Annotated in this window: 19 protein-coding genes; 17 read left to right on the top strand and 2 right to left on the bottom strand. The window is 63.1% G+C overall.

The window, feature by feature from the left end; genetic code table 11:
* Positions 1-168 precede the first annotated feature (168 nt).
* Positions 169-2,691 carry a penicillin-binding protein 1A gene (locus F0A16_RS06365; RefSeq protein WP_149434523.1) on the top strand — a complete coding sequence of 841 codons (2,523 nt, stop codon included), beginning with the start codon at positions 169-171 and terminating at the stop codon, positions 2,689-2,691.
* A gap of 91 nt (positions 2,692-2,782) precedes the next feature.
* Positions 2,783-3,529, top strand: coding sequence for a DUF481 domain-containing protein (locus F0A16_RS06360; RefSeq protein ID WP_149434522.1), 747 nt, complete (start codon positions 2,783-2,785; stop codon positions 3,527-3,529).
* A 105-nt stretch (positions 3,530-3,634) separates the two neighbouring features.
* Here the strand turns inward: F0A16_RS06360 and F0A16_RS06355 are convergent, their stop codons facing one another.
* Both F0A16_RS06355 and rpmE read right to left on the bottom strand, forming a co-directional pair.
* Complete coding sequence (locus tag F0A16_RS06355; RefSeq protein ID WP_149434521.1) at positions 3,635-4,906, bottom strand: malic enzyme-like NAD(P)-binding protein; 1,272 nt, start codon at positions 4,904-4,906, stop codon at positions 3,635-3,637.
* A 333-nt stretch (positions 4,907-5,239) separates the two neighbouring features.
* On the bottom strand, positions 5,240-5,455 hold the full coding sequence (gene rpmE, locus F0A16_RS06350; protein WP_110603446.1) for a 50S ribosomal protein L31: 216 nt from the start codon (positions 5,453-5,455) through the stop codon (positions 5,240-5,242).
* A gap of 204 nt (positions 5,456-5,659) precedes the next feature.
* Between rpmE and F0A16_RS06345 the strand changes: the two genes are divergently transcribed.
* The 15 genes from F0A16_RS06345 to ppk1 all read left to right on the top strand — a co-directional run bounded on the left by F0A16_RS06345 (position 5,660) and on the right by ppk1 (position 21,896).
* On the top strand, positions 5,660-7,912 hold the full coding sequence (locus F0A16_RS06345) for a primosomal protein N' (protein WP_187775919.1): 2,253 nt from the start codon (positions 5,660-5,662) through the stop codon (positions 7,910-7,912).
* Between the two features lie 257 nt (positions 7,913-8,169).
* Positions 8,170-9,855: an arginine--tRNA ligase gene (gene argS, locus F0A16_RS06340; RefSeq protein WP_149434519.1), complete on the top strand. Its 1,686-nt coding sequence runs from the start codon at positions 8,170-8,172 to the stop codon at positions 9,853-9,855.
* 3 nt (positions 9,856-9,858) lie between these two features.
* Entirely contained in the window at positions 9,859-10,563 is a 705-nt protein-coding gene (locus F0A16_RS06335) for an SPOR domain-containing protein (RefSeq protein ID WP_149434518.1), read from the top strand.
* Positions 10,564-10,824: 261 nt separating this feature from the next.
* Complete coding sequence (gene hslV, locus F0A16_RS06330; protein ID WP_149434517.1) at positions 10,825-11,343, top strand: ATP-dependent protease subunit HslV; 519 nt, start codon at positions 10,825-10,827, stop codon at positions 11,341-11,343.
* A gap of 89 nt (positions 11,344-11,432) precedes the next feature.
* On the top strand, positions 11,433-12,749 hold the full coding sequence (gene hslU, locus F0A16_RS06325; RefSeq protein ID WP_149434593.1) for an ATP-dependent protease ATPase subunit HslU: 1,317 nt from the start codon (positions 11,433-11,435) through the stop codon (positions 12,747-12,749).
* A 153-nt stretch (positions 12,750-12,902) separates the two neighbouring features.
* Entirely contained in the window at positions 12,903-13,286 is a 384-nt protein-coding gene (locus F0A16_RS06320) for a gamma-butyrobetaine hydroxylase family protein (protein WP_149434516.1), read from the top strand.
* Positions 13,287-13,532: 246 nt separating this feature from the next.
* On the top strand, positions 13,533-14,279 hold the full coding sequence (gene ubiE / locus F0A16_RS06315; protein ID WP_149434515.1) for a bifunctional demethylmenaquinone methyltransferase/2-methoxy-6-polyprenyl-1,4-benzoquinol methylase UbiE: 747 nt from the start codon (positions 13,533-13,535) through the stop codon (positions 14,277-14,279).
* Between the two features lie 11 nt (positions 14,280-14,290).
* Positions 14,291-14,914 carry a ubiquinone biosynthesis accessory factor UbiJ gene (locus tag F0A16_RS06310; RefSeq protein ID WP_149434514.1) on the top strand — a complete coding sequence of 208 codons (624 nt, stop codon included), beginning with the start codon at positions 14,291-14,293 and terminating at the stop codon, positions 14,912-14,914.
* Complete coding sequence (gene ubiB, locus F0A16_RS06305; protein ID WP_149434513.1) at positions 14,911-16,533, top strand: ubiquinone biosynthesis regulatory protein kinase UbiB; 1,623 nt, start codon at positions 14,911-14,913, stop codon at positions 16,531-16,533. The genes F0A16_RS06310 and ubiB overlap by 4 nt, the downstream gene beginning before the upstream one ends.
* Before the next feature lie 68 nt (positions 16,534-16,601).
* A complete protein-coding gene (locus F0A16_RS06300; protein WP_149434512.1) occupies positions 16,602-16,943 on the top strand; it encodes a phosphoribosyl-ATP diphosphatase in 342 nt (113 codons plus the stop codon).
* A 39-nt stretch (positions 16,944-16,982) separates the two neighbouring features.
* On the top strand, positions 16,983-17,264 hold the full coding sequence (gene tatA / locus F0A16_RS06295) for a Sec-independent protein translocase subunit TatA (RefSeq protein WP_149434511.1): 282 nt from the start codon (positions 16,983-16,985) through the stop codon (positions 17,262-17,264).
* A 5-nt stretch (positions 17,265-17,269) separates the two neighbouring features.
* Entirely contained in the window at positions 17,270-17,695 is a 426-nt protein-coding gene (tatB, locus tag F0A16_RS06290; RefSeq protein ID WP_149434510.1) for a Sec-independent protein translocase protein TatB, read from the top strand.
* Positions 17,692-18,465 (top strand): twin-arginine translocase subunit TatC, encoded by a 774-nt coding sequence (gene tatC / locus F0A16_RS06285; protein WP_149434509.1) that lies wholly within the window; start codon positions 17,692-17,694, stop codon positions 18,463-18,465. Before tatB ends, tatC begins: the two co-directional genes overlap by 4 nt.
* 173 nt (positions 18,466-18,638) lie before the next feature.
* Positions 18,639-19,646, top strand: a complete 1,008-nt coding sequence (hemB, locus tag F0A16_RS06280) for a porphobilinogen synthase (RefSeq protein WP_149434508.1) — start codon at positions 18,639-18,641, stop codon at positions 19,644-19,646.
* Positions 19,647-19,685: 39 nt separating this feature from the next.
* Positions 19,686-21,896 (top strand): polyphosphate kinase 1, encoded by a 2,211-nt coding sequence (ppk1, locus tag F0A16_RS06275; protein ID WP_149434507.1) that lies wholly within the window; start codon positions 19,686-19,688, stop codon positions 21,894-21,896.
* The last annotated feature ends 88 nt before the right edge of the window (positions 21,897-21,984 follow it).

Here is a 21,984-nt window from a genome sequence, read left to right as displayed (position 1 = left end):
GACATTTCGTTACACTTATTTCTCGTTGCTTGCAGGAAGCGGCAAGGACGAAACTGGCCCCGGCTCTATCGCATCCATATAATGCCCCGGTACTGAACCATGTCCGAAGCTAGGGATAGCGGGCACGCACGCGGCCGGACCGCCACCAGTCAAGGATTACCTCTTTATATGAAGCTTTTTACCCGCTTACTGACGACCGCCTTCTGGCTGCTGCTGTCGCTATGCGCCGGTGTCGTGCTGGCCGTCGTCGGCGCAGGGCTCTATTTTGCCCCTGGCCTGCCGGACGTGCGCCAGCTCCAGAACTACGAGCTTCAAACGCCGCTGCGAATTTACACCGAGGACAACAAGCTGATTGGCGAATACGGCGAGGAGCGCCGCATGCCGATCAGCTACGATCAAATTCCTAAACCGCTGATCGATGCACTGCTGGCGGCCGAGGATGCCAACTTTTACAACCATCCCGGCGTCGACCCGAAAGGCCTTCTGCGCGCGGCAGTGGAACTGGCCTCTTCGGGAGACATCCAGTCCGGCGGCAGCACCATCACCATGCAGGTGGCACGCAACTACCTGCTGACTCTGGATCAGACGTTCACCCGCAAGATTCGCGAGATCCTGCTGGCGCTGCAGATGGAACAGATCCTGAACAAGCCGGAGATTCTCGAGCTCTATGTCAACAAGATCTATCTGGGCCACCGGTCCTATGGCGTCGCCGCCGCCGCCAATACTTACTATGGCAAGCCGCTGGCCGATCTGACGTTGCCGCAGTACGCCATGATCGCAGGCCTTCCCAAGGCCCCCTCCAGCTTCAATCCGCTGGCCAATCCGGAACGCGCCCTGATCCGACGCAACTGGATCCTCTACCGCATGCGTCAGCTCGGTTCGATCGACCAAGCTAGCTACGAGCAGGCCGTCAAGGCGCCGATCACGGCCAGCCGCCATGTCGCGCAGTCGGAGGTCGACGCCCCCTATGTGGCGGAAATGGCACGTGCCTACGCCGTCGAGCGGTTCGGCGACAAGGCCTACACCGACAATATCCGCATCACGACCACGCTCGACAGTCACCTCCAGACCGAAGCCCGGAATGCGCTGGTACAGGGCCTGATCGACTACGACACCCGCCACGGCTGGCGTGGTCCGGAGGAAAAAGACGTACCTCCGAGCCTCGTCGAAGCGCAGGACCGCACCGAGCGGCAGGGCCTGGAAGAAGAGCTATCGGAGTCCCCGGAGGTCATCCAGACCGCGCGCCAGGCGGCCCAGAGCAGCGAGGCCACCATCGAAGGTGTCGATGGCGATGTCAGCAACTGGCTCAAGGTGCTGGAGCGCACGCCCGCCTATGGCCCCCTTCAGCCGGCCATCGTGACCGAAACCGACGGCAAGCAGATGCACGTACTCAACGCCGATGGCAAAGTCATCACGCTGGACTGGGACGGCCTCAAGTGGGCCCGCGTCTACCACAGCGCCAAATGGCGCGGCGATGTGCCCACCAATGCAGAGGCGATCGCCCAGCGCGGCGACCTGGTCCGCATCTTGAAGAACGGCGACAGCTGGCGTTTGTCACAGCGCCCCGGCGCGGAGGGCGCGATCGTCGTGCTCGACCCCCAAACCGGCGCCATCGAGGCGCTGCAGGGTGGATTCAGCTTTGCCGCCAGCAAGTTCAACCGAGCCATCCAGGCGCAACGCCAGGTCGGCTCCAACTTCAAGCCCTTCGTCTATCTGGCGGCGCTGCAGGAAGGCGGCATGACCGCAGCCACCATCATCAACGACGCGCCGGTGGTGATGTCCCAGTACAGCGGCGACGACTGGCGCCCCGAAAACGCGGAACGCCAGTTCCGCGGGCCGACACGCCTCCGGGTCGGGCTGTACACCTCGCGCAACCTGGTGACCATCCGCGTGCTGCAGTCGCTGGGGCTCGACAACGCACTGAACTTCCTCGAACGCTTCGGCTTCTCCCGGGATCGCCTGCCACACGGGCTGTCACTGGCGTTGGGCAGCGCCTCGCTGACGCCGCTGGAGATCGCCAATGCCTACGCCGTGCTGGCCAACGGCGGCTTCCAGGTTTCGCCCTGGTACATTCAAAAGGTCACCCAGGGTAGCCAGAATACCGTGGTCGAACAGGCCAATCCGCTGGTGGCCTGCCGCGACTGCGCGCCCGATGCGACCCAGACCGAAGTCGACGGCGAACCGCGCCGCATTGCGCCCCGCGTCGTCGATCCCGACGCGCTCTACATCCTGCGCAGCATCCTGCGGGATGTCATCGAGCGCGGCACGGGCCGCGGGGCGCTGTCGCTCGACCGTGCCGATATCGTCGGCAAGACCGGTACCACCAACGATCAGCGCGACGCCTGGTTCTCCGGCTTCAACAACTCACTGGTCACGACGGTATGGGTCGGCAAGGACGACAACACCACCACCGCGGAATATGGCGCGCAAGCCGCCCTGCCGATCTGGAAGGCGTTCATGGGCCCGGCCCTGAAAGGGACCCCCGAGGTCGTTCCGAAGGCGCCTGACGATATCGTCCAGGCACGCATCGACCCGAAGACCGGCAAGCGCCTGCATGACGATCAGTCCGGCGGCATCAGCGAGATCTTCCGCAAGGACAACCTGCCCGAGTACCAACCTCGAGGGATTCGCCCTGAACTGGAAGATGAGAGCGGTTCGCAAGGCACTGGCACTTTCGAAGCCATCTTCTGATACATTGGTCGGGGCCTCGAGCCCCGACTCATTCGTTCCACACTCGCTCTTCACCGCAACAGGACGTCGCAGCGACGCTGAGAGAGATGTCATGCCCCTGCCTAGTTGCCGCTGGTGGCTGCTGGCCACCTGCCTGATGGCATCGCCATCACATGCAGAGCTTTTCTACGCACCGCCGGCACCGGACGAAAACGCACCCAACTTCAGTGGCAGCGCGGAACTTGGCTATACCAAGCTGACCGGCAACACCAATACCCAGACATTGCTTGCCAAGGGCCGCCTGACCTGGTTGACCGGGCGCTTTACGCACACCTTCCGTGCCGAGACCCGTAGCGTCCAGGATAATGACAACACCACCTCGGAGCGATATCTGGTTGGCGCCCGCGAACGCTATGAGCTGGCGGACAACAACTACCTGTTCGGCTTTGCACGCTGGGAACGCGATCGATTCAGCGGCTACGACTCGCAGTTCACGACCATCGCCGGTTACGGGCGCCAGCTCCTCGTCGGCCCGACGCACACCCTCTCGGCCGAAGTCGGTCCTGGCTATCGCCACGACGCCTACGCCGAGGGTGGCAGCGACGATCTGGCCCTGGCCTACTCGGCGCTGGATTACACCTACAATTTCAGCGACGACATCGCGTTCGACCAGGAACTCTCCGCGGAGGCGACGCACATCAGCGTGACCACGCGTTCGCTGTCGACCATCACCTCGCAGTTGAACTCCCACCTCGCGCTGCGCGTCTCCTACGACGTCAAGAGCAACACCCACCCGCCGCCCGACGCCGAAGCACGCACCGATACCACCACCTCGGTATCGATTCTGTACAGCTGGTAATGAACCACGGCACTGCAGAGAGCCCGTGCCGGGAGAGACGTTCTGGATGCCGAAAACGACGATGCCGCCTCCCGGGCGGCATCGTCACAGTCACGCCCCGACCGGTTACTGGCCGTAGATTGCCTTGACGCTCTTCAGCGGATAGTGGGCGGGGTACGGCTTCTTCGCGACGCCGGACTCGACCGCGGCCTGGGCCACCGCCGCCGGAATTTTCTCCAGCAGACGCGAATCCACCGGCGTGGGAATGATATAGCCACGGCCGAACTCCAGCGAGTCGAGTTCGTAGGCATCCAGCACCTCTTTCGTGACCGGCTCGCGCGCCAGGTCTTTCAGTGCATGGACGGCGGCGATCTTCATCTTTTCATTGATGGCAGTGGCCCGGACATCCAGCGCGCCACGGAAGATGAACGGGAACCCCAGCACGTTATTGACCTGATTGGGGTAGTCGGAGCGTCCCGTCCCCATGATCACATCGCTGCGCGTTGCGCGGGCGACATCGGGGTGAATTTCGGGATCCGGGTTGGAACAGGCGAAAACGATCGGGTTGGCCGCCATCTTCGCAAGTTGCTCGGGCTTGAACAGATTCGGCCCGGAGAGACCAACGAAGACATCGGCGCCCTCGATCGCATCATCCAGCGTGCGCAGCGGCGTCTCGGTGGCGAACTGTGCCTTGTATTGGTTGAGATCACTGCGGCCGCTGTGAATGACGCCATTGCGATCCAGCATGAAGATGTTCTCGGCCCGGGCGCCACACTCGATCAGCAGTTTCATGCAGGCAATGGCGGCCGACCCTGCCCCGAGGCAAACGATACGCGCATGCGCCAGTGTCTTGCCGGCGATATCCAAGGCGTTGAGCAAGCCCGCGGCGGTCACGATTGCGGTGCCGTGCTGGTCGTCGTGAAACACCGGGATGCTGCAGCGTTGTTTGAGCGCCGCCTCGATCTCAAAGCACTCCGGCGCCTTGATATCCTCGAGGTTGATACCGCCCCAGGTGTTGGCGATGCTGGCAACCGTATCGATGAAGGCCTGGGTGGAATCGGCTTCGACTTCGATATCCACGGAATTGATGCCGGCGAAGCGCTTGAACAGAACTCCCTTGCCCTCCATGACCGGCTTGCTTGCCAGTGGGCCGAGATTCCCCAAGCCCAGGATGGCGCTGCCGTCGGAGACGACAGCTACCAGATTGCCTTTGCCGGTATAGAGATAGGCGTTTTCCGGGTCCAGCGCGATTTCCCTGCACGGTTCGGCGACACCAGGGCTATAGGCTAGCGACAAATGTTTGGCGGTTTCGGTCGGCTTGGTCAGTTCGACCGACAACTTGCCCGGAATCGGCTTGGCATGATAATCGAGCGCCGCCTGTCTTTTATCGTCACTCATGGGGAATGTTTCCAAATAGGGGATGGGGTGTCTCGGCATCGTCGTGCCACAAAGTCGCGCCAGATTATAGAAAAACAGCACCCCACACAACTTTCACCCTTTCCTCCTCTTTCGCGAATTTTAAGCACTTGTTTTAATAATTTGGATGCATTTGGCGACACTTATACCTAAACACCCAGCCATAAAACATCCCTTATCCATTGTCTCGGACCCGAAGCCTCGGTCTGCAACCCCCGACCCTTGCATGTATCCAGAACCGGCAAGCGCGCACGAAAAAGCCCGCCATGGAGGCAGGCTTTTCGACAACCGATCGGTTCTCGGCGAGACGCGATATCAACCGCGACGAACCGCAGCTCCGAAGCGCTTGTTGAAACGCTCGACGCGGCCACCGGTGGTCGCCTGCTTCTGCTTGCCGGTGTAGAACGGATGACACTGTGAGCAGACGTCGACGTGGAAGTCCTCGCTGGCCGTGGTGCCGATCGAATGGGTCGCGCCACAGGAACAAGTCGCCGTGACTGTCTTGTATTCGGGATGAATAGACTGTTTCATCGTGAAGCCTCGCTTTGCGGTGTACCGCCACCTGATCTCTTGCCAGGCACCGTACACGGATAGGGAATCGCGGTTCACTCCCGCGCGACCGGCCCGCCTAGAATCCCGCAACCCGCATCGTCTGGCGATGGCAGTACCACGGATAAGAGACGCACCCTACGTCGGAAGGCGGCGCATTTTAGCAGAATTCTTCATGGAGGCCAATTGGCAGATTCCAGTACCGCCCCCGGGAACGCGGCTCCACCCGCCCCTAGGATTCTTCGCATCGCCGTTCCCACGCCGCTGCGGCGACTGTTCGACTATCGCCCCGCGGGCCAGCCCCCTGTCGGCGGTTGGCGCCCGGGTCTGCGGGTCAAGATCCCGTTCGGTCGGCGTTACCTGGTAGGGATCGTGATGGAGTGCGCGATGCAAAGCGAGCTGCCGGCCAGCCAGTTGAAACCGATCACGGAGCGACTCGACGACGAGCCGTTACCGGCAGACTGGCTGTGGCTGTGCCAATTTACCGCCCGCTACTACCAGCACTCTCTGGGCGATACGCTACATCACGCCCTGCCCGGACCGCTGCGCCAGGGACGACCGCTCGAGGCACGCATCCGAGAGCGGTGGCAACTGAATCACCCCGAGACCGCCGCCCTCGATGTCTTGAGCCGCGCGCCACGCCAACGCGAGCTAGTTCAGCTCCTGGCCCAGCATCGCCACGGCATGATCACTTCCGCCATCACCGCGCAGGGGTACGGTCGTGCCCAGTTGCAGGGACTGCTCGACAAGTCGCTTGTTACTCGCGTCAGTGAACCGCTGACCGCCAGCGAGGGCTGGTCGGGTGCGCTGCTCGCCGAACCTGCCCTGCCGCTCAACCGGGAACAGGCCACCGCGCTCTCGGCGCTTCACGAAGGACTGGACCGCTTTCACCCCTGCCTTCTCCATGGCGTAACGGGGAGCGGCAAGACAGAGGTCTACTTGCAACTGATCGAGGCCGTGCTGGGCCAGGGCCGCCAGGCGCTGGTGCTGGTACCCGAAATTGGCCTGACGCCGCAGACCCTGTCGCGCTTTCGCAAGCGCTTTCGCGCGCCGGTCGTGGCACTGCATTCAGGCCTCACCGACCTGGAGCGCCTGGATGCGTGGGAAGCCGCCCGCAGCGGGCGCGCGCCGATCATCATCGGCACCCGTTCCGCCATTTTCACCCCTCTGGCACGTCCAGGGGTGATCATCGTCGACGAAGAACACGACGGTTCGTTCAAGCAACAGGATGGACTGCGCTACCATGCCCGCGACCTGGCCATGGCCCGCGCTCACCGCGAGGGTGTACCGATTCTGCTGGGCAGCGCCACCCCGTCGCTGGAGAGCCTGGCCCAGGCCCGCGGCGGCCGCTATCGACATCTTCGTCTGACCCAGCGACCCAGCCGCCACGCCCCGGCCAAGCTCGAACTGGTCGACCTGCGCGGGCGACCGCGTCAGGGCGGGCTGATCCCACCGGTGATCGACGCCATCCGCCAGGCACTGAAAGCCGAGGGGCAGGTACTGGTTTTCATCAATCGGCGGGGGTTTTCGCCGTCGCTGGCGTGTCATCAATGCGGCTGGATCGCCGAGTGCCGCCACTGCGACTCACGCATGACACTCCATCGCCAGCCGCCGCGCCTGGTCTGCCATCACTGCGAGCACCAGACGCCGCAGCCGGACGCCTGCCCGAGTTGCGGCAGTGCCGATCTGCGGCCGCTCGGCGCCGGCACCGAGCGCAGCGAGGAGACCCTCGCCACGCTGTTCCCCGACACGCCTGTCTACCGCATCGATCGTGACAGCACACGGCGCAAGGAAGCCTTCGACCAGTTGCTGACCGAGATCCGACGCGGCGAACCGAGCCTGCTGGTGGGAACCCAGATGCTGGCCAAGGGTCACCATCTTCCCCACGTGACGCTGGTGGTCGTGGTCAATGCCGACGCCGGCCTCTACGCCAGCGATTTTCGCGCGCTCGAGCAGAGCGCCCAGTTGCTGGTCCAGGTGGCCGGTCGTTCCGGTCGCGCCGACCGGGCCGGACGCGTTCTGGTCCAGACGCTGCATCCCGACGACCCCAATCTACGGCTGCTGGCGGATAGCGGCTACGATGCGCTGGCCTACCAGATGCTCGAGGAGCGGCGCCTCGCCGGCCTGCCACCCTATCGTTATCTGGCGCTGGCGCGTTTCGAGGCGACTCGTGAGGAGGACGCCCGCCAGGCTGCGGAGGCTGCCGGTGACGCCGCCCGCCAGTGGCTCGGCGAACGCCAGTCGGCGGTGCACTGCCTAGGCCCCGTGCCCGCACCGATGGAGCGTCGCCAGAACCGCTATCACGTGCAATTGATGCTCTCCGCGGAAAAACGCAGCGCGCTGCACGAAGCGAGCGCCTGGCTGGTCGGCTGGATGGAGAGCGCGGCCTCGCGTCGTGTCCGCTGGTCGCTGGATATCGATCCGATGACGTTGAGTTGAAAGAGAGAAGAGGGAAGGAAGAAGATGGAAGAGAAGAGCAAGCGTTTGTTCTTCCCTCTGCTAGCCGCGTAGCGGCGCTTAACCCTTGTCTCTTCTGGCGCAGCCCGCTTAGGGTTTAAAGCCTCGCCCCAATCGCCGATAATGGCCGCCCTTTTCCAGCGTCGTGGCAGCAGGCTCACGACGTCCAGATCTGCGCAACCCCGCGCCGGACCGGGCCGAAAGCCTCGATCCCAGGCCCCACGACGACGAAGTAGCCAATGAAAGAGACGATTACCCAACTGCTAGACGCCGCCATCGCCAAGTTGCAGCAGGCCGGCGATCTACCGGCGGGCGTCGCCCCCGCGATCAAGGTCGAACCCGCGCGCGACAAGGCCCACGGCGACTATGCCTCCAATCTTGCCCTGGTTCTCGCCAAGCCAGCCGGGCTCAAGCCCCGCGACCTGGCCGACAAGCTGGTGGCAGCCATCCCCGACAACGATGCCATCCGCCAGACCGAGATCGCTGGACCAGGCTTCATCAATTTCTTTGCCGCGACCGATGCGATCGCGGACATCGTCAGCCAGATCCTGGATGCCGGCGATACCTTCGGCCGCAGCCTGATCGGCGCAGGAGAGAAGGTACAGGTCGAATTCGTCTCCGCCAATCCGACCGGGCCGCTGCACGTCGGCCACGGCCGTGGCGCCGCCATCGGCGACTGTCTCTGCCGCGTGCTGGAAGCAGCCGGTTTCGACGTCACCCGCGAGTTCTACTACAACGATGCCGGGGCGCAGATCAATAACCTGATGCGCTCGGTTCAGGCTCGCGCCCAGGGGCTCGGTCCCGATGACGAGGGTTGGCCCGAGGACGGCTATCGCGGCGACTATATTGCCGACGTCGCCCAGTCCTACCTGGCCGGTGAAACGGTCACCGCGGACGACCGCGAGGTGACAGCCAAGGCCGATCCCGACGACGGCGACGCCATCCGCGATTTCGCCGTGGCCTACCTGCGCCGGGAACAGGATCTGGATCTCAAGGCGTTCGGGGTCGAGTTCGACGTCTACTTCCTGGAGTCCTCGCTCTACGCCGAGGGCCGGGTCGAGGAGACCGTCAATGCGCTGGTTGCCGGGGGTCACACCTATGAAGCGGACGGCGCCCTGTGGCTGCGCACCACCGATTTCGGTGACGACAAGGACCGGGTGATGCGCAAGCGCGATGGCGACTACACCTATTTCGTGCCCGACGTCGCTTACCACTACAACAAGTGGCAGCGCGGTTTCACCACCGTGATCGACGAGCAGGGTGCCGATCACCACTCGACGGTGACTCGCGTGCGTGCCGGCCTGCAGGCGCTGGAAGTCGGCATCCCTCAGGGCTGGCCGGACTACGTGCTACACCAGATGGTGCTGGTGACCCGCTCCGGCGTCGAGGTCAAGCTCTCCAAGCGCGCCGGCAGCTACGTTACGCTGCGCGATTTGATCGACGAAGTCGGCCGCGATGCCACGCGCTATTTTCTCGCCGCCCGCCGCGCCGACTCCCAACTCACCTTCGACATCGATCTGGCGCGTTCGCAGACCAACGACAACCCGGTCTACTATATCCAGTATGCACACGCCCGAGTCTGCAGCGTGCTGCGCAAGGCCGAGAGCGACGGCCTCGCCTTCGACCATACCATCGCGATGGCCAATCTGGAGCGCCTCGATGCCGCCCAGGAAAAAGCACTGATGAATCGGCTGGCACGCTATCCCGATATCGTCGAACGCACCGCTCGCGCCCGCGAACCGCATCAGATCGCGCAATATCTGATAGAGCTCGCCAGCGACTTCCACACCTGCTACAACGCCCAGAAAGTCATGGTCGACGATACCGAGCTGCGCAATGCACGGCTGGCGTTGGGTCTGGCAACACGCCAGGTCATCGGCAACGGATTGGCGCTGCTCGGCGTCAGCGCCCCGGAGGAGATGTAAGACATGGCACGCCGCCCCGCTCAGAACAGTCGCCCGTCCTCTTCTCGCTCTTCACCCAAAGGCGCGACGACGAAGCCTCGTCCCCGCAAATCCGGCGGTCACCAGGGAGGCAGCCTCGGCGGCATCCCTGGCTGGCTATGGGCCATCGCCGGCCTGATTGCCGGTTTTGCCTTGTCGCAGTATCTGGATCGCTCCTCGCCGGAGCCGGTGGCGGCCGTCGTGCCCCGACCGACATCCAATCAGGCCGCCACCGGCGGCAATGCTCAGAGCAGCGATAACGCCGCCAGCGGCGGCACCACCACCCCTCAGCAGCCTGCGACACCCACCTTCGAGTTCTACACGCTACTGCCGGAAACGGAAGTCATTGCCCCCAACAGCGATAGCTCATCGCCCGAGCCGACCGCCAAGACGACCCAGGAAGCCGCGGCCGACGACGCCGCCAACCAGACCAAGCAGCCAACGCCCAGCGGAGGACGCTACGTCCTGCAAGCCGCCTCCTTCCGCGATCTCGGCGATGCCGAACGCCTGGCCAACCGGCTCAAGGACTTCGGCCTGCTGGCCAAGATCACCGACGTTCGGGCCAATGGTGATCAGCTCTGGCATCGGGTCCAGGTCGGTCCCTACGAGGACAAGCGCGAGCTATCCCGCGCCCAGGACCTGATGGTGACCCAGGGCATCGAGCCGCTGTTGCTGCGCCTGCAGAACTAGCGTCGCGGCACCGTCGGCGCGAGAAGAGTCGCCCCGTCGGTAGAGGTTACCAACAGGCTCCATGATGGCCGGCATCTCCTGCCGGCCTCCTGTTCATTCCCCTCGACGTTCGTCGTCGGCTTGATTTCCCCTCTCCTTGCCCGCACTTGATGGTTCATGCCGCATCGCGTCGTCTCATGCCCCTGGGTACCCAGACGCGATCGCACCTGTTTTTCGGCGCCGTCTGCGAGCTTCGACGGCGCGTCATTGGGAGTCGACTGCATGACCACAATCGTATCCGTGCGCCGTGGCGATCAGGTCGCCCTGGCCGGTGATGGCCAGGTATCGCTGGGAAACACGGTAATGAAAGGCAATGCCAGCAAGGTTCGCCGCCTCTATCGCAGCCAGGTTCTGGCCGGTTTCGCTGGTGGCACCGCCGATGCCTTCACCCTGTTCGAGCGCTTCGAAGCGCAGTTGGAGAAGTATCAGGGCCATCTGACCAAGGCAGCCGTCGAACTGGCGAAGGAGTGGCGTACCGACCGCGCGCTGCGCCGCCTCGAGGCGATGCTCGCCGTCGCCGACAAGACGGCGTCGCTGATCATCACCGGCAACGGCGACGTGGTCGAACCCGAGCGCGGCATCATCGCGATCGGTTCCGGCGGCCATTTCGCCCAGGCCTCGGCAAGAGCGCTGCTCGAGAATACCGAGCTCGGCGCACGCGAGATCACCGAAAAATCGCTAAACATCGCCGCCGACATCTGCGTCTTCACCAATCATCAGATCACGCTCGAAGAGCTGTAACGAGGCCATCCCCCATGTCTCAGAGTCTTTCCCGGAACGACACGTCTCAGGAAACGGCCGGCGCCCAGCCAGCACTGACCCAGTCGTCGATGACACCGCGTGAGATCGTTCACTCGCTCGATCAGTACATCATCGGCCAGCACGACGCCAAGCGTGCCGTCGCCATCGCGCTACGCAACCGCTGGCGCCGGATGCGTCTCGATGAACACATGCGCGGCGAGATCGTACCCAAGAACATCCTGATGATCGGCCCGACCGGCGTCGGCAAGACCGAGATTGCACGCCGCCTGGCCAAGCTGGCCGGAGCGCCGTTTCTCAAGGTCGAGGCGACCAAGTTCACCGAAGTGGGCTACGTCGGTCGCGACGTCGAGTCGATCGTGCGTGACCTGATGGAAATGGCCATCAAGATGGTGCGCGAGCAGGCCAAGACCGAAGTGCGCCACAAGGCCCAGGACGCCGCCGAGGAGCGTATCCTCGATGCCCTGCTGCCGCGCCCACGCGGTAGCGAATACGATGCCGGCCGCGACGATACCTCTACGCGACAGGTCTTCCGCAAGAAGCTGCGAGAGGGTCAGCTCGACGACAAGGAGATCGATATCGAGGTGACGCCGGCCAGCCAGGGCGTCGACATCATGACCCCGCCGGGCATGGAGGAGATGACCAACCAGTTGCAGAGCCTGTTCGCCAACATGGGCAAGCAGAAGTCCGAAAACCGCCGCGTGACGGTCAAGGACGCCTGGAAGCTGCTGCAGGACGAAGAAGCCGCCAAGCTGGTCAACGAGGAAGAGATCAAGCAGCGCGCGCTGGAAGCAGTGGAGCAGAACGGCATCGTATTCCTCGACGAGATCGACAAAGTCGCCAAGCGCGGTGAGTCCGGCAGCGGCGGCGATGTCTCCCGCGAGGGCGTGCAGCGCGACCTGTTGCCGCTGATCGAGGGCTCCACCGTCTCCACCAAGCACGGCATGGTGCGCACTGACCACATCCTGTTCATCGCCTCCGGGGCCTTCCACCTCTCCAAGCCATCGGATCTGATTCCGGAACTGCAGGGTCGCCTGCCGATCCGGGTCGAGCTGACGGCGCTGACACCGGACGACTTCAAGCGCATCCTGACGGAGCCCTCGGCGGCGCTGACCAAGCAGTATCAGGCGCTGCTCGACACCGAAGGCCTGGATGTCCAGTTCACCGAGGACGGCATTTCGCGCATCGCCGAGATTGCCTGGCAGGTCAATGACGGCACCGAAAATATCGGCGCCCGTCGCCTGCACACCGTCATGGAGCGGCTGCTCGAGGAAGCCTCGTTCCAGGGTGGCGACTTCGCCAGCCCGCTGGTCGTCGACGCCGACTACGTCAACGACAAGCTGGGTGAACTTGCGGTGGACGAAGACCTGTCGCGGTATATCCTCTGATGAGGAGCTGTAAGCTTTAAGCTGGAAGAGCGCGCTTCGCGGCTGGAAGAGAAGAACTCTAGAATGATGTTCTTCTCTTTCTTTTGCGGCTCTTCTCACTAGCAGACCAAAACTTACGGCTTATAGCTTATAGCTTATAGCTAGGAGTTTCTTATGTCCGCCCCCATCCCCAATCGCGTCCACTATCACAAGCGTGACCGGGAACTCGAACTGGGCTATCCCGATGGCGAGAGCTACCGCCTGCCGATCGAGCTGCTGCGTGTCTACTCGCCCTCGGCGGAAGTCCAGGGCCATCATCCCAGCGAAGCCGTGTTGCAGACCGGCAAGCGCAACGTCGGTCTGCTGAATATCACCCAGACCGGTCGCTACGCACTCAAGCTGCATTTCGACGACGGCCACGATACCGGACTCTACACCTGGGAATATCTCCACGACATGGCGACCCATCAGCAGGCCTGGTGGGAGAACTATCTGACCCGGCTCGAGCGCGCCGGTGCCTCCCGGGATTCCGGCGTGATCCAGATTCATCAGGTCTGAAGCCGGCCGGATGCGGGACCAAGGCTGCCGGCACGCCAGTTCCCGTTACCTGCCAGCCGCGATGCGCGCAGACAAGTTTACGACCAGACGCTACAATGCGGACTCGGTCGATTCACATCGATTGGCCCCGGCTCGAGCGCGTCGGTCACACGGCTCGAGCCGCTCGGCAGCACATCGCTCAGACAGCGACGCTACCGCCCCAACAGGCATAACGTTCGCCGCCCGCGTCATCTCGGAGAAAAGCACATGGACAAGCGCACGACCGACTTCGGCTACGAAAAGGTAGCGGTCGACGAGAAGGCCGCCCGCGTGGCCGACGTCTTTCACTCGGTGGCCGCGCGCTACGATGTCATGAACGACCTGATGTCATTCGGCATTCATCGCCTCTGGAAACAGCTGACACTTGAGCGCAGCGGCGTTCGTCAAGGCCACAGCGTGCTCGACATCGCCGGTGGTACCGGCGACCTGACCCGCCAGTTCGCCAAGCGCGTGGGACCGACTGGACGCGTCATCCTGGCCGACATCAACGAATCCATGCTGCGGGTCGGCCGCGACAAGCTGATCGACCACGGCATCGGCGACAACGTCAAATACGTACAGGCCAACGCCGAGAGCCTGCCGTTTCCGGACAACAGCTTTCACTGCATCACCATCGCCTTCGGCCTGCGCAACGTCACCGACAAGGACGCGGCGCTGCGCTCGATGACGCGGGTGCTGAAGCCCGGCGGACGCCTGCTGGTGCTGGAGTTCTCCAAGCCGGTCAACGGCCTGCTGTCGAAAGCCTACGACCAGTACTCTTTCCGCCTGCTCCCGCAAATGGGTCGCCTGGTCGCCAATGACGCCGACAGCTACCGCTATCTGGCGGAGTCGATCCGCATGCATCCCGACCAGGAGACGCTGAAGGGTATGATGCAGGCCGCCGGCCTGGAGCGCGTCGACTATACCAACATGACCGGCGGAATCGTCGCACTGCATCGCGGCATCAAGCTCTGAGGGCCGGCGAGATGGTGGAGACTTTCGCCCTTGTCGCCCTTGAGCGCTCTCTGAACACGCTGTTGCGTCGCGATCCGGCGTCGCCCGCCAGGCTGGCGGCACTGGCCGGTCATACCCTGCGCCTGGTCTTCGCCGATGCCCGGCTCGGACTGCGCGTGGCCTTTCATGACGATGGCGTCACGCTGGGGCGAGTGCATGACTGGCACGACGCGGACGACCTCGAGATCACCGTCACCCGAGACGTCCTCACCCGCCTGTTGGCGGGCGACTCGCCCGAACGGCTGTTGTTCAGCGGGCAATTGCCGGTCACCGGCCGGACGGGACTGCTGTCCCCGATACAGACGCTGTTCATGGATCTCGATATCGATTGGGAAGATGCCTTATCCAGAATCATGGGCAGCGGTACCGCCCACGGCGTGGCCAATGGCATCCGCCACCTCGACCGTCAGGCGCGTTTCCTGGCCAACGAGTGGCAACAGGACATGCGCGATTATCTATTCGAGGAGCGGCGCTGGCTGGCTGGCCGCGACCAATTCGCCGTCGCGCGCGATCACCTGACCGAACTGCAGCAGTCCGTCGATCGTGTCGAGGCCAGAGTGGCTAGATTGCAACGTCGCCGGGAGTCGCATTCATGAGCCTGCGGTTATTTCGCATCGCCTGGACCGTCTCCCGTTATCGCCTCGACAGCCTGGTTCCCCAGGACAGACTACCGCCAGTCATCCGCTGGCTGTGGCGCTTTGCCCCGGTTCGCCTGATTCCGATCGGCGACCACTCGCGCGGCAAGCGGCTGCGACTGGCGCTGGAGTCGCTGGGCCCGATCTTCGTCAAGTTCGGCCAGATGCTGTCGACACGGCGCGACCTGCTGCCACCGGATATCGCTGACGAGTTGAAACGCCTGCAGGACCAGGTTCCGCCCTTCCCCGGCGAGACCGCCCGTGCCATGGTCGAGGTCGAACTCGGCAAGACCGTCGAGGAGGCTTTCGCCGCGTTCGAGACCGAACCGATGGCCTCGGCCTCCATCGCCCAGGTCCACGCGGCCGAACTGCACAGCGGCGAGCAGGTCGTGGTCAAGATCATCCGCCCCGGCATCGATCGCATCATGCGCGAGGATATCGGGTTGCTCTACACCTTCGCACGCCTGATGCGACGGATTCCCGAGGCGCGCCGCCTCAGGCCGGTGGAGGTGGTTCAGGATTACGAAGCGACCCTGTTCGACGAGCTCGACCTCAACAAGGAGGCCGCCAACACCTCCCAGCTCAAGCGCAACTTTCAGGGATCGCCGCTGCTCTACGTCCCGGCCATCCACTGGTCGCTGACTCACCGCCAGGTGATGGTCCAGGAGCGCATCACCGGCATCCCGGTCGCCGACATCGACGCCCTGCGCGCGCAGGGCACCGACCTCAAGAAACTGGCCGAGCGCGGCGTCGAGATATTCTTCACCCAGGTCTTCCGCGACAACTTCTTCCATGCCGACATGCACCCGGGGAATATCTTCGTCTCGCGGGACAACCCCACCGAACCTCTTTACATCGCCATCGATTGCGGCATCGTCGGCAGCCTGACCCGCGAGGATCAGGACTACCTGGCGCGCAATCTGCTCGCCTTCTTCCGTCAGGACTATTACGAGGTCGCGGTACTACACATCGAATCCGGTTGGGTCGGGGAAGGCACCCGGGCCAACGAGTTCGCCTCGGCGATCCGCGCGGTGTGCGAGCCGATCCTGGAGAAACCGCTCAAGGACATCTCCTTCGGCCAGGTGCTGCTGGGACTATTCCAGACCGCGCGGCGATTCAACATGGAGGTCCAGCCACAGTTGGTGCTACTGCAGAAGACCCTGCTCAATATCGAGGGCCTGGGCCGCCAGCTCTATCCCGACCTGGACCTGTGGAGCACCGCCAAACCCTATCTCGAGCGCTGGATGCGCGAGCGCGCCGGCCCCAAGGGTTTCTGGAAGACGCTGCAGAAGCACGCGCCGGAACTGGCGCACCAGATTCCCGAGCTGCCGGTGCTCGCCCATCAGGCACTCTCCGATCGCGAACAGCAGCGCCGGCTCTATCGCCAGCAGACGGAAGCGCTGACGAGCCTGGAAGCGCGTTTCCAACGGGCGGCACCGCGCGCCAGACGTCTCCGCCTGGGGGCCGTTCTGCTGGCGGTGGCGCTGGCCTGGCAGCCGATGCTCGGCTGGGCGGAGCAGCAACCCTGGCCGGTGCTGGTGGCGGCCGGGCTGGGCCTGCTGCTGCTCGTCTGGCGCTGAGCGTAGAATAATGGCTCGAAGCTCGAAGCTCGAAGCCAATGTAGCCCCATAAGCAGGAATGTCATCTCATGAGTGATACTCTCGAACGATTGGCAACGGTTCTGGACGCTCGCCGCAACGCGGACCCGGACAGTTCTTACGTCGCCCAGCTACATCACCGGGGCCTCAACAAGATCCTGGAAAAGGTTGGCGAAGAAGCTGCCGAAACGCTTCTTGCCGCCAAGGATGTCCGGGTGGATGATGCACAGAGCCGCCAGGACCTGATCGGCGAAGTGGCCGATCTGTGGTTTCACAGCCTGGTCATGCTGTCGCATCTCGACATCGATCATCGGGAAGTGCTGGCGGAGCTGGCCAGGCGTTTCGGCGTTTCCGGACTGGACGAGAAGGCCTCTCGCCAACGAGACTCATGAATCACCATCGCGTCAACGCGCATCAGTAAGGAGAAAGTTATGCTGGGTGGGATCAGTATCTGGCAGCTGTTGATCGTCCTCGGGATCATCATCCTGATCTTCGGTACCAAGAAGTTGCGCAATGTCGGTAGCGACCTCGGCGGGGCCGTCAAAGGCTTCAAGAAAGCCGTCGGTGAAGACGAAGAGGAGAAAAAAGGGAGTAACACGCAGCAAAGCATCGACCACTCCCAGGATTCGACTCACACGACCCAGGACAGCAACTTCGACAGCCGCCCGGACGACACGCAGAAGCCGTCCGACGACAAGGCCGAGCGCAAGTAACCGGCATGTTCGATATCGGTTTCTTCGAGCTGTTGCTGATCGGCATCGTCGGACTGCTGGTGCTGGGGCCCGAGCGGCTGCCCAGGGCTGCCCGCACGGCCGGACTCTGGGTCGGTCGGATCAAGCGCAGCGTCTCGACCATGCAACGGGAGATCACGTCCCAGCTCGAGGCCGAGGAGCTGCGCCAGAAACTGGCCGAGCAGCAGAAAAAACTGGACGAGAACGTCAATCAGGCGCGCCGGGGCGTCGAAAAGCATTTCGAAATCGACAAGAAGGAGGATTCGGAGGCCCCGACGCCTTCGACCGCTGGCGACGCCACGCCGGTCGACGAATCCACTCGCGCCGGAAAGCCAGCGCCTTCCGCGCCGGCTGATGCCTCGTCCGAGCCCCCCTCTTCCTCACCCGCGGACAAGGATTCGGCTTCCCGATGAGCGATGCCTCTTCTCCACCGCCAGATGAAAAGCAGTCACAGGCCCCGCTGATCGAGCATCTGATAGAGCTGCGTTCGCGCCTGATGAAGGCGGTGATCGTCGTCGTGCTGGTCTTCGTCGGCCTTTACGCTTTCTCCAACGACATCTACCGCTTCGTGGCCGATCCGTTGGTGGCGCTTCTGCCTGTCGGCTCGAAGATGATCGCGACGGAAGTCACGTCGCCCTTTCTGGCACCGTTCAAGCTGACCATGGTGGTCGCCATCTTTGCGGCGATTCCGTTCATTCTCTATCAGGCATGGGCATTCATCGCGCCGGGGCTCTACAAGCATGAGAAGGCGCTGGCGTTCCCGTTGCTCGCCTCCAGCATCCTGTTGTTCTACTGCGGTGCAGCCTTCGCCTATTACGTCGTGTTCCCGCTCCTGTTCAGCTTCTTCGTGCATACCGGCCCGCAGGACGTCACGGTAATGACGGACATCAACGCCTATCTCAATTTCGTGCTGAAGATGTTTTTCGCCTTCGGCGTGGCCTTCGAGATCCCCATCGCCACGTTCCTGGTTATCTGGACCGGTATCACCGACGTGGAGAGCTTGAGCAAGAAACGCCCCTACGTGATCCTGATCTGCTTCATTATCGGCATGTTGTTGACTCCGCCGGACATCATCTCGCAGAGCCTGCTGGCCGTTCCCATGTGGTTGCTGTTCGAAGTCGGCATCCTCTTCGGCCGCATCGTCCAGCGTCGACGCGCGGAAGCGCCTGCGGACTCAGACTAATTCGTCCGGTTCCAGCCGCTGCGACAAAGGCCCCCATCCGGTCCGTCGACTCGGTTGTTATACTGGGACGCCAAGCCCCGCTGTCATCTTTTTGTCATTCGTCACTGATAGCTTGGCTGTCGGTGACGCGAGCGTGCTGCGAGGCACATTCGCCGCCTATCGTGGAGAGATTCATGCGTTATTCCCTGTCGCGTCAATATCCGGCTACTCGCCTGCGCCGTCTGCGCAAAAGCGACTTTTCCCGCCGCCTGGTCAGAGAATCGACATTGACCACCGACGACCTGATCCTCCCAGTCTTCGTGCTCGACGGTGAAAATCGCCGCGAGCCGGTCTCGTCCATGCCGGGTGTCGAACGCCTCTCCATCGACGAACTGCTGCGCGAGACCGAAGAGCTGGTCGCGCTCGGCATTCCGGCGATCGACCTTTTCCCCTTCACCCCGCCGGAGAAGAAGACCGTCGACGGTGCCGAAGCCTGGAACCCGGACGGCGTGATCCAGCGCGCGATCCGGGCGCTACGCGAGCGTTTCCCCGATCTCGGCATCATCACCGACGTGGCGCTCGACCCCTACACGACGCACGGCCAGGATGGCGTGCCGGACGAGAACGGCTACCTGCTCAACGATCGCACCATCGAGGCACTGATCAAGCAGGCACTCTCCCACGCCGAGGCCGGCGCCGACGTGATTTCCCCCTCCGACATGATGGATGGTCGCATCGGCGAGATTCGCGCCACCTTCGAACGCGAGGGGCTGCACGAGACACAGATCATGGCCTACTCGGCCAAATACGCCTCGAAGTATTACGGCCCGTTCCGCGATGCCATCGGTTCCAGTGGCAACTTGGGCCGTGCCGACAAGTTCAGCTACCAGATGGACCCAGCCAACACCGACGAGGCACTGCACGAAACCGCTCTGGACATCCAGGAAGGTGCCGACATGGTAATGGTCAAACCCGGCATGCCCTACCTGGATGTCATCCAGCGGGTGAAGGAGTCGTTCGCCGTGCCCACCTTCGCCTATCAGGTCAGCGGCGAGTACGCCATGCACATGGCCGCCTTCGAGAAAGGCTGGCTGGATGCGGATAGCGTAATTCTGGAATCACTGACCTGCTTCAAGCGCGCCGGGGCCGATGGCATTCTGACCTACTTCGCCAAACGCGCAGCGCAACTGCTCAACACCTGAGGGCCGCGGGCGTGTCGGCCCCGGTACCGGAGACTTCTGATGACGGATTCTGGCACAACGGACACGCCCAACAGCCCGGTCGATCTCCCCTTGCCGGCCACCGGTGAAGAGACGCCGCCCCCGCCCTTGCGCGTCAATCGCACGCGCAAGGGGATCCATGCCAAGGAGGCGCCCTCTTCGCACGCGGATCTCGACGACGCCGCGCTCTATTTCAATCGCGAGTTGTCGCATCTCCAGTTCAACATTCGTGTCCTCGAGCAGTCGCTGGATGCCTCGCATCCGCTTCTCGACCGCTTGATGTTCCTGCTGATCGTCTCCTCCAATCTCGACGAGTTTTTCGAGATTCGGGTCGCCGGCCTCAAGCATCAGTTGGCCTCGTTTCATGAAGAGACCGGTGCCGATGGGATGACGCCGGCTCGCGTGTTGAGCGAGGTCTCGCGCATCGGCCATGAGCAGGTGGAACGTCAGTACCGCATACTCAACGATGTTCTCGTACCGGCCCTGGAAGAGCAGAAGATCCGTTTCCGGCGCCGCGCGCAGTGGACGCCCGAACAGGCGGCCTGGGTTGCCGACTACTTCGAGGAGGAGATCGCCCCGGTCATCAGCCCGATCGGACTGGATCCTTCTCACCCTTTCCCCCGCCTGGTCAACAAGAGTCTCAACTTCATCGTCGAGCTCGAGGGTACCGATGCCTTCGGCCGCGAGGGCGGCATGGCGATTCTCCCGGCGCCGCGTTCGTTGCCGCGGCTGATTCGGCTGCCGGAAGCGCTTTGCGAAGCGGGCTTCACCGATTACGTGTTCCTGTCATCGATGATCCACGCTCACGCCCATGAGGTATTCCCCGGCATGGAAGTGGAGGGCTGCTACCAGTTTCGCCTGACACGCAACGCCGACCTGTCGGTCGATCCGGAAGAGGTCTCGGACCTGGCCTCCGCACTTCGGGGTGAACTGCTGGCCAGACGCTACGGCAGTGGCGTCCGCCTCGAGGTGGCCGACAACTGCCCCGATAGCCTGATCGATTTTCTGCTCAAGCAGTTCGAGCTTGGCGAGGAGGATCTCTATCGGGTCAATGGCCCGGTCAACCTGACCCGCATGATGGCGGTTCTCGGCGACGTCCAGCGGCCCGATCTGCGCTATCGGCCATTCACCCCCGGCCTGCCCAAGCCGTTACGCGGCGAGGTCAACCTGTTCTCCGCCATTCGCCAGGGCGACATCCTGTTGCATCATCCGTTTCAGTCGTTCACGCCGGTGGAGGATCTGCTACGTCAGGCAGCGCGCGATCCCGACGTCATGGCGATCAAGCAGACGCTCTATCGCACCGGCGCCGACTCCTCGATCGTCGGCGCGCTGGTGGAAGCGGCTCGCGGCGGCAAGGAAGTCACCGTGGTCATCGAATTGCGGGCACGCTTCGACGAGGCCGACAACCTGGCGCTGGCCTCCCGACTGCAGGAAGCGGGCGCCATCGTCATCTACGGGGTGATGGCCTACAAGACTCACGCCAAGATGATGCACATCGTCCGGCGCGAGAAGGGCGAACTGCGTCACTACGCCCATCTCGGCACGGGCAACTATCACGCCAAGACCGCCAAGCTGTACACCGACTACAGTCTGATGACCGCCAACGACGAGCTATGCGACGACGTGCACAAGGTGTTCCAGCAGCTCTCCGGCATGGGTAAGCCACGCAAGATCAACACGCTGCTGCATGCTCCCTTTACGCTGCACAAGACATTGGTCGAGATGATCGATCGCGAAGCCAAACTGGCCGAGAACGGCAAGAAAGCCAGGCTCGTCATCAAGTGCAATGCGATCACCGAGCCCAAGCTGATTCGCGCGCTCTATCGAGCCTCGCAGGCCGGCGTAAGCTGCGACCTGATCATTCGCGGCATGTGCTGTCTCCGCCCCGGCATACCGGGTATTTCCGACAATATCCGGGTGCGTTCGATCATCGGCCGCTTCCTCGAACATACGCGCGTCTACTACTTCCACAATGACGGCAAGCACGAGGTATGGTGCTCCAGCGCGGACGCCATGGAGCGCAACATGTTCCATCGCGTGGAGACCTGCTTCCCGCTGCTGGACAAGAAAGTCGCGCAGCAGGTGCGCAAGGATCTCGACACCTATCTACTGGACAACTGCCAGAGCTGGGAGCTCGACACCGAAGGGCAATATCATCTTCGCGATCCAGGCGATGCCGAACCCATCAGCGCCCAAGAGACACTGCTCTACGCCTACGCCAGTCAGGCGTGAAATCGGCGCATTGCGTCCCATAGCAATCGAGTCAATCCATCGAGGGCCACCGCCTGGTGGTTCTCCAACGACAGGGCCGAATGCCAAA

Origin of the sequence: Salinicola corii (assembly GCF_008298015.1) — a bacterium.
Taxonomy (GTDB): domain Bacteria; phylum Pseudomonadota; class Gammaproteobacteria; order Pseudomonadales; family Halomonadaceae; genus Salinicola; species Salinicola corii.
Note: the sequence above shows the minus strand (reverse complement) of the source record. Positions and strands in the feature narration are given on the sequence as shown.

Bases quoted from the DNA above. Each gene is read 5' to 3' on its own strand.
- F0A16_RS06365 (WP_149434523.1), top strand. From the start codon at position 169: ATGAAGCTTTTTACCCGCTTACTGACGACCGCCTTCTGGCTGCTGCTG.
- F0A16_RS06360 (WP_149434522.1), top strand. From the start codon at position 2,783: ATGCCCCTGCCTAGTTGCCGCTGGTGGCTGCTGGCCACCTGCCTGATG.
- F0A16_RS06355 (WP_149434521.1), bottom strand. From the start codon at position 4,906: ATGAGTGACGATAAAAGACAGGCGGCGCTCGATTATCATGCCAAGCCG.
- rpmE (WP_110603446.1), bottom strand. From the start codon at position 5,455: ATGAAACAGTCTATTCATCCCGAATACAAGACAGTCACGGCGACTTGT.
- argS (WP_149434519.1), top strand. From the start codon at position 8,170: ATGAAAGAGACGATTACCCAACTGCTAGACGCCGCCATCGCCAAGTTG.
- F0A16_RS06335 (WP_149434518.1), top strand. From the start codon at position 9,859: ATGGCACGCCGCCCCGCTCAGAACAGTCGCCCGTCCTCTTCTCGCTCT.
- hslV (WP_149434517.1), top strand. From the start codon at position 10,825: ATGACCACAATCGTATCCGTGCGCCGTGGCGATCAGGTCGCCCTGGCC.
- hslU (WP_149434593.1), top strand. From the start codon at position 11,433: ATGACACCGCGTGAGATCGTTCACTCGCTCGATCAGTACATCATCGGC.
- F0A16_RS06320 (WP_149434516.1), top strand. From the start codon at position 12,903: ATGTCCGCCCCCATCCCCAATCGCGTCCACTATCACAAGCGTGACCGG.
- ubiE (WP_149434515.1), top strand. From the start codon at position 13,533: ATGGACAAGCGCACGACCGACTTCGGCTACGAAAAGGTAGCGGTCGAC.
- F0A16_RS06310 (WP_149434514.1), top strand. From the start codon at position 14,291: ATGGTGGAGACTTTCGCCCTTGTCGCCCTTGAGCGCTCTCTGAACACG.
- ubiB (WP_149434513.1), top strand. From the start codon at position 14,911: ATGAGCCTGCGGTTATTTCGCATCGCCTGGACCGTCTCCCGTTATCGC.
- F0A16_RS06300 (WP_149434512.1), top strand. From the start codon at position 16,602: ATGAGTGATACTCTCGAACGATTGGCAACGGTTCTGGACGCTCGCCGC.
- tatA (WP_149434511.1), top strand. From the start codon at position 16,983: ATGCTGGGTGGGATCAGTATCTGGCAGCTGTTGATCGTCCTCGGGATC.
- tatB (WP_149434510.1), top strand. From the start codon at position 17,270: ATGTTCGATATCGGTTTCTTCGAGCTGTTGCTGATCGGCATCGTCGGA.
- tatC (WP_149434509.1), top strand. From the start codon at position 17,692: ATGAGCGATGCCTCTTCTCCACCGCCAGATGAAAAGCAGTCACAGGCC.
- hemB (WP_149434508.1), top strand. From the start codon at position 18,639: ATGCGTTATTCCCTGTCGCGTCAATATCCGGCTACTCGCCTGCGCCGT.
- ppk1 (WP_149434507.1), top strand. From the start codon at position 19,686: ATGACGGATTCTGGCACAACGGACACGCCCAACAGCCCGGTCGATCTC.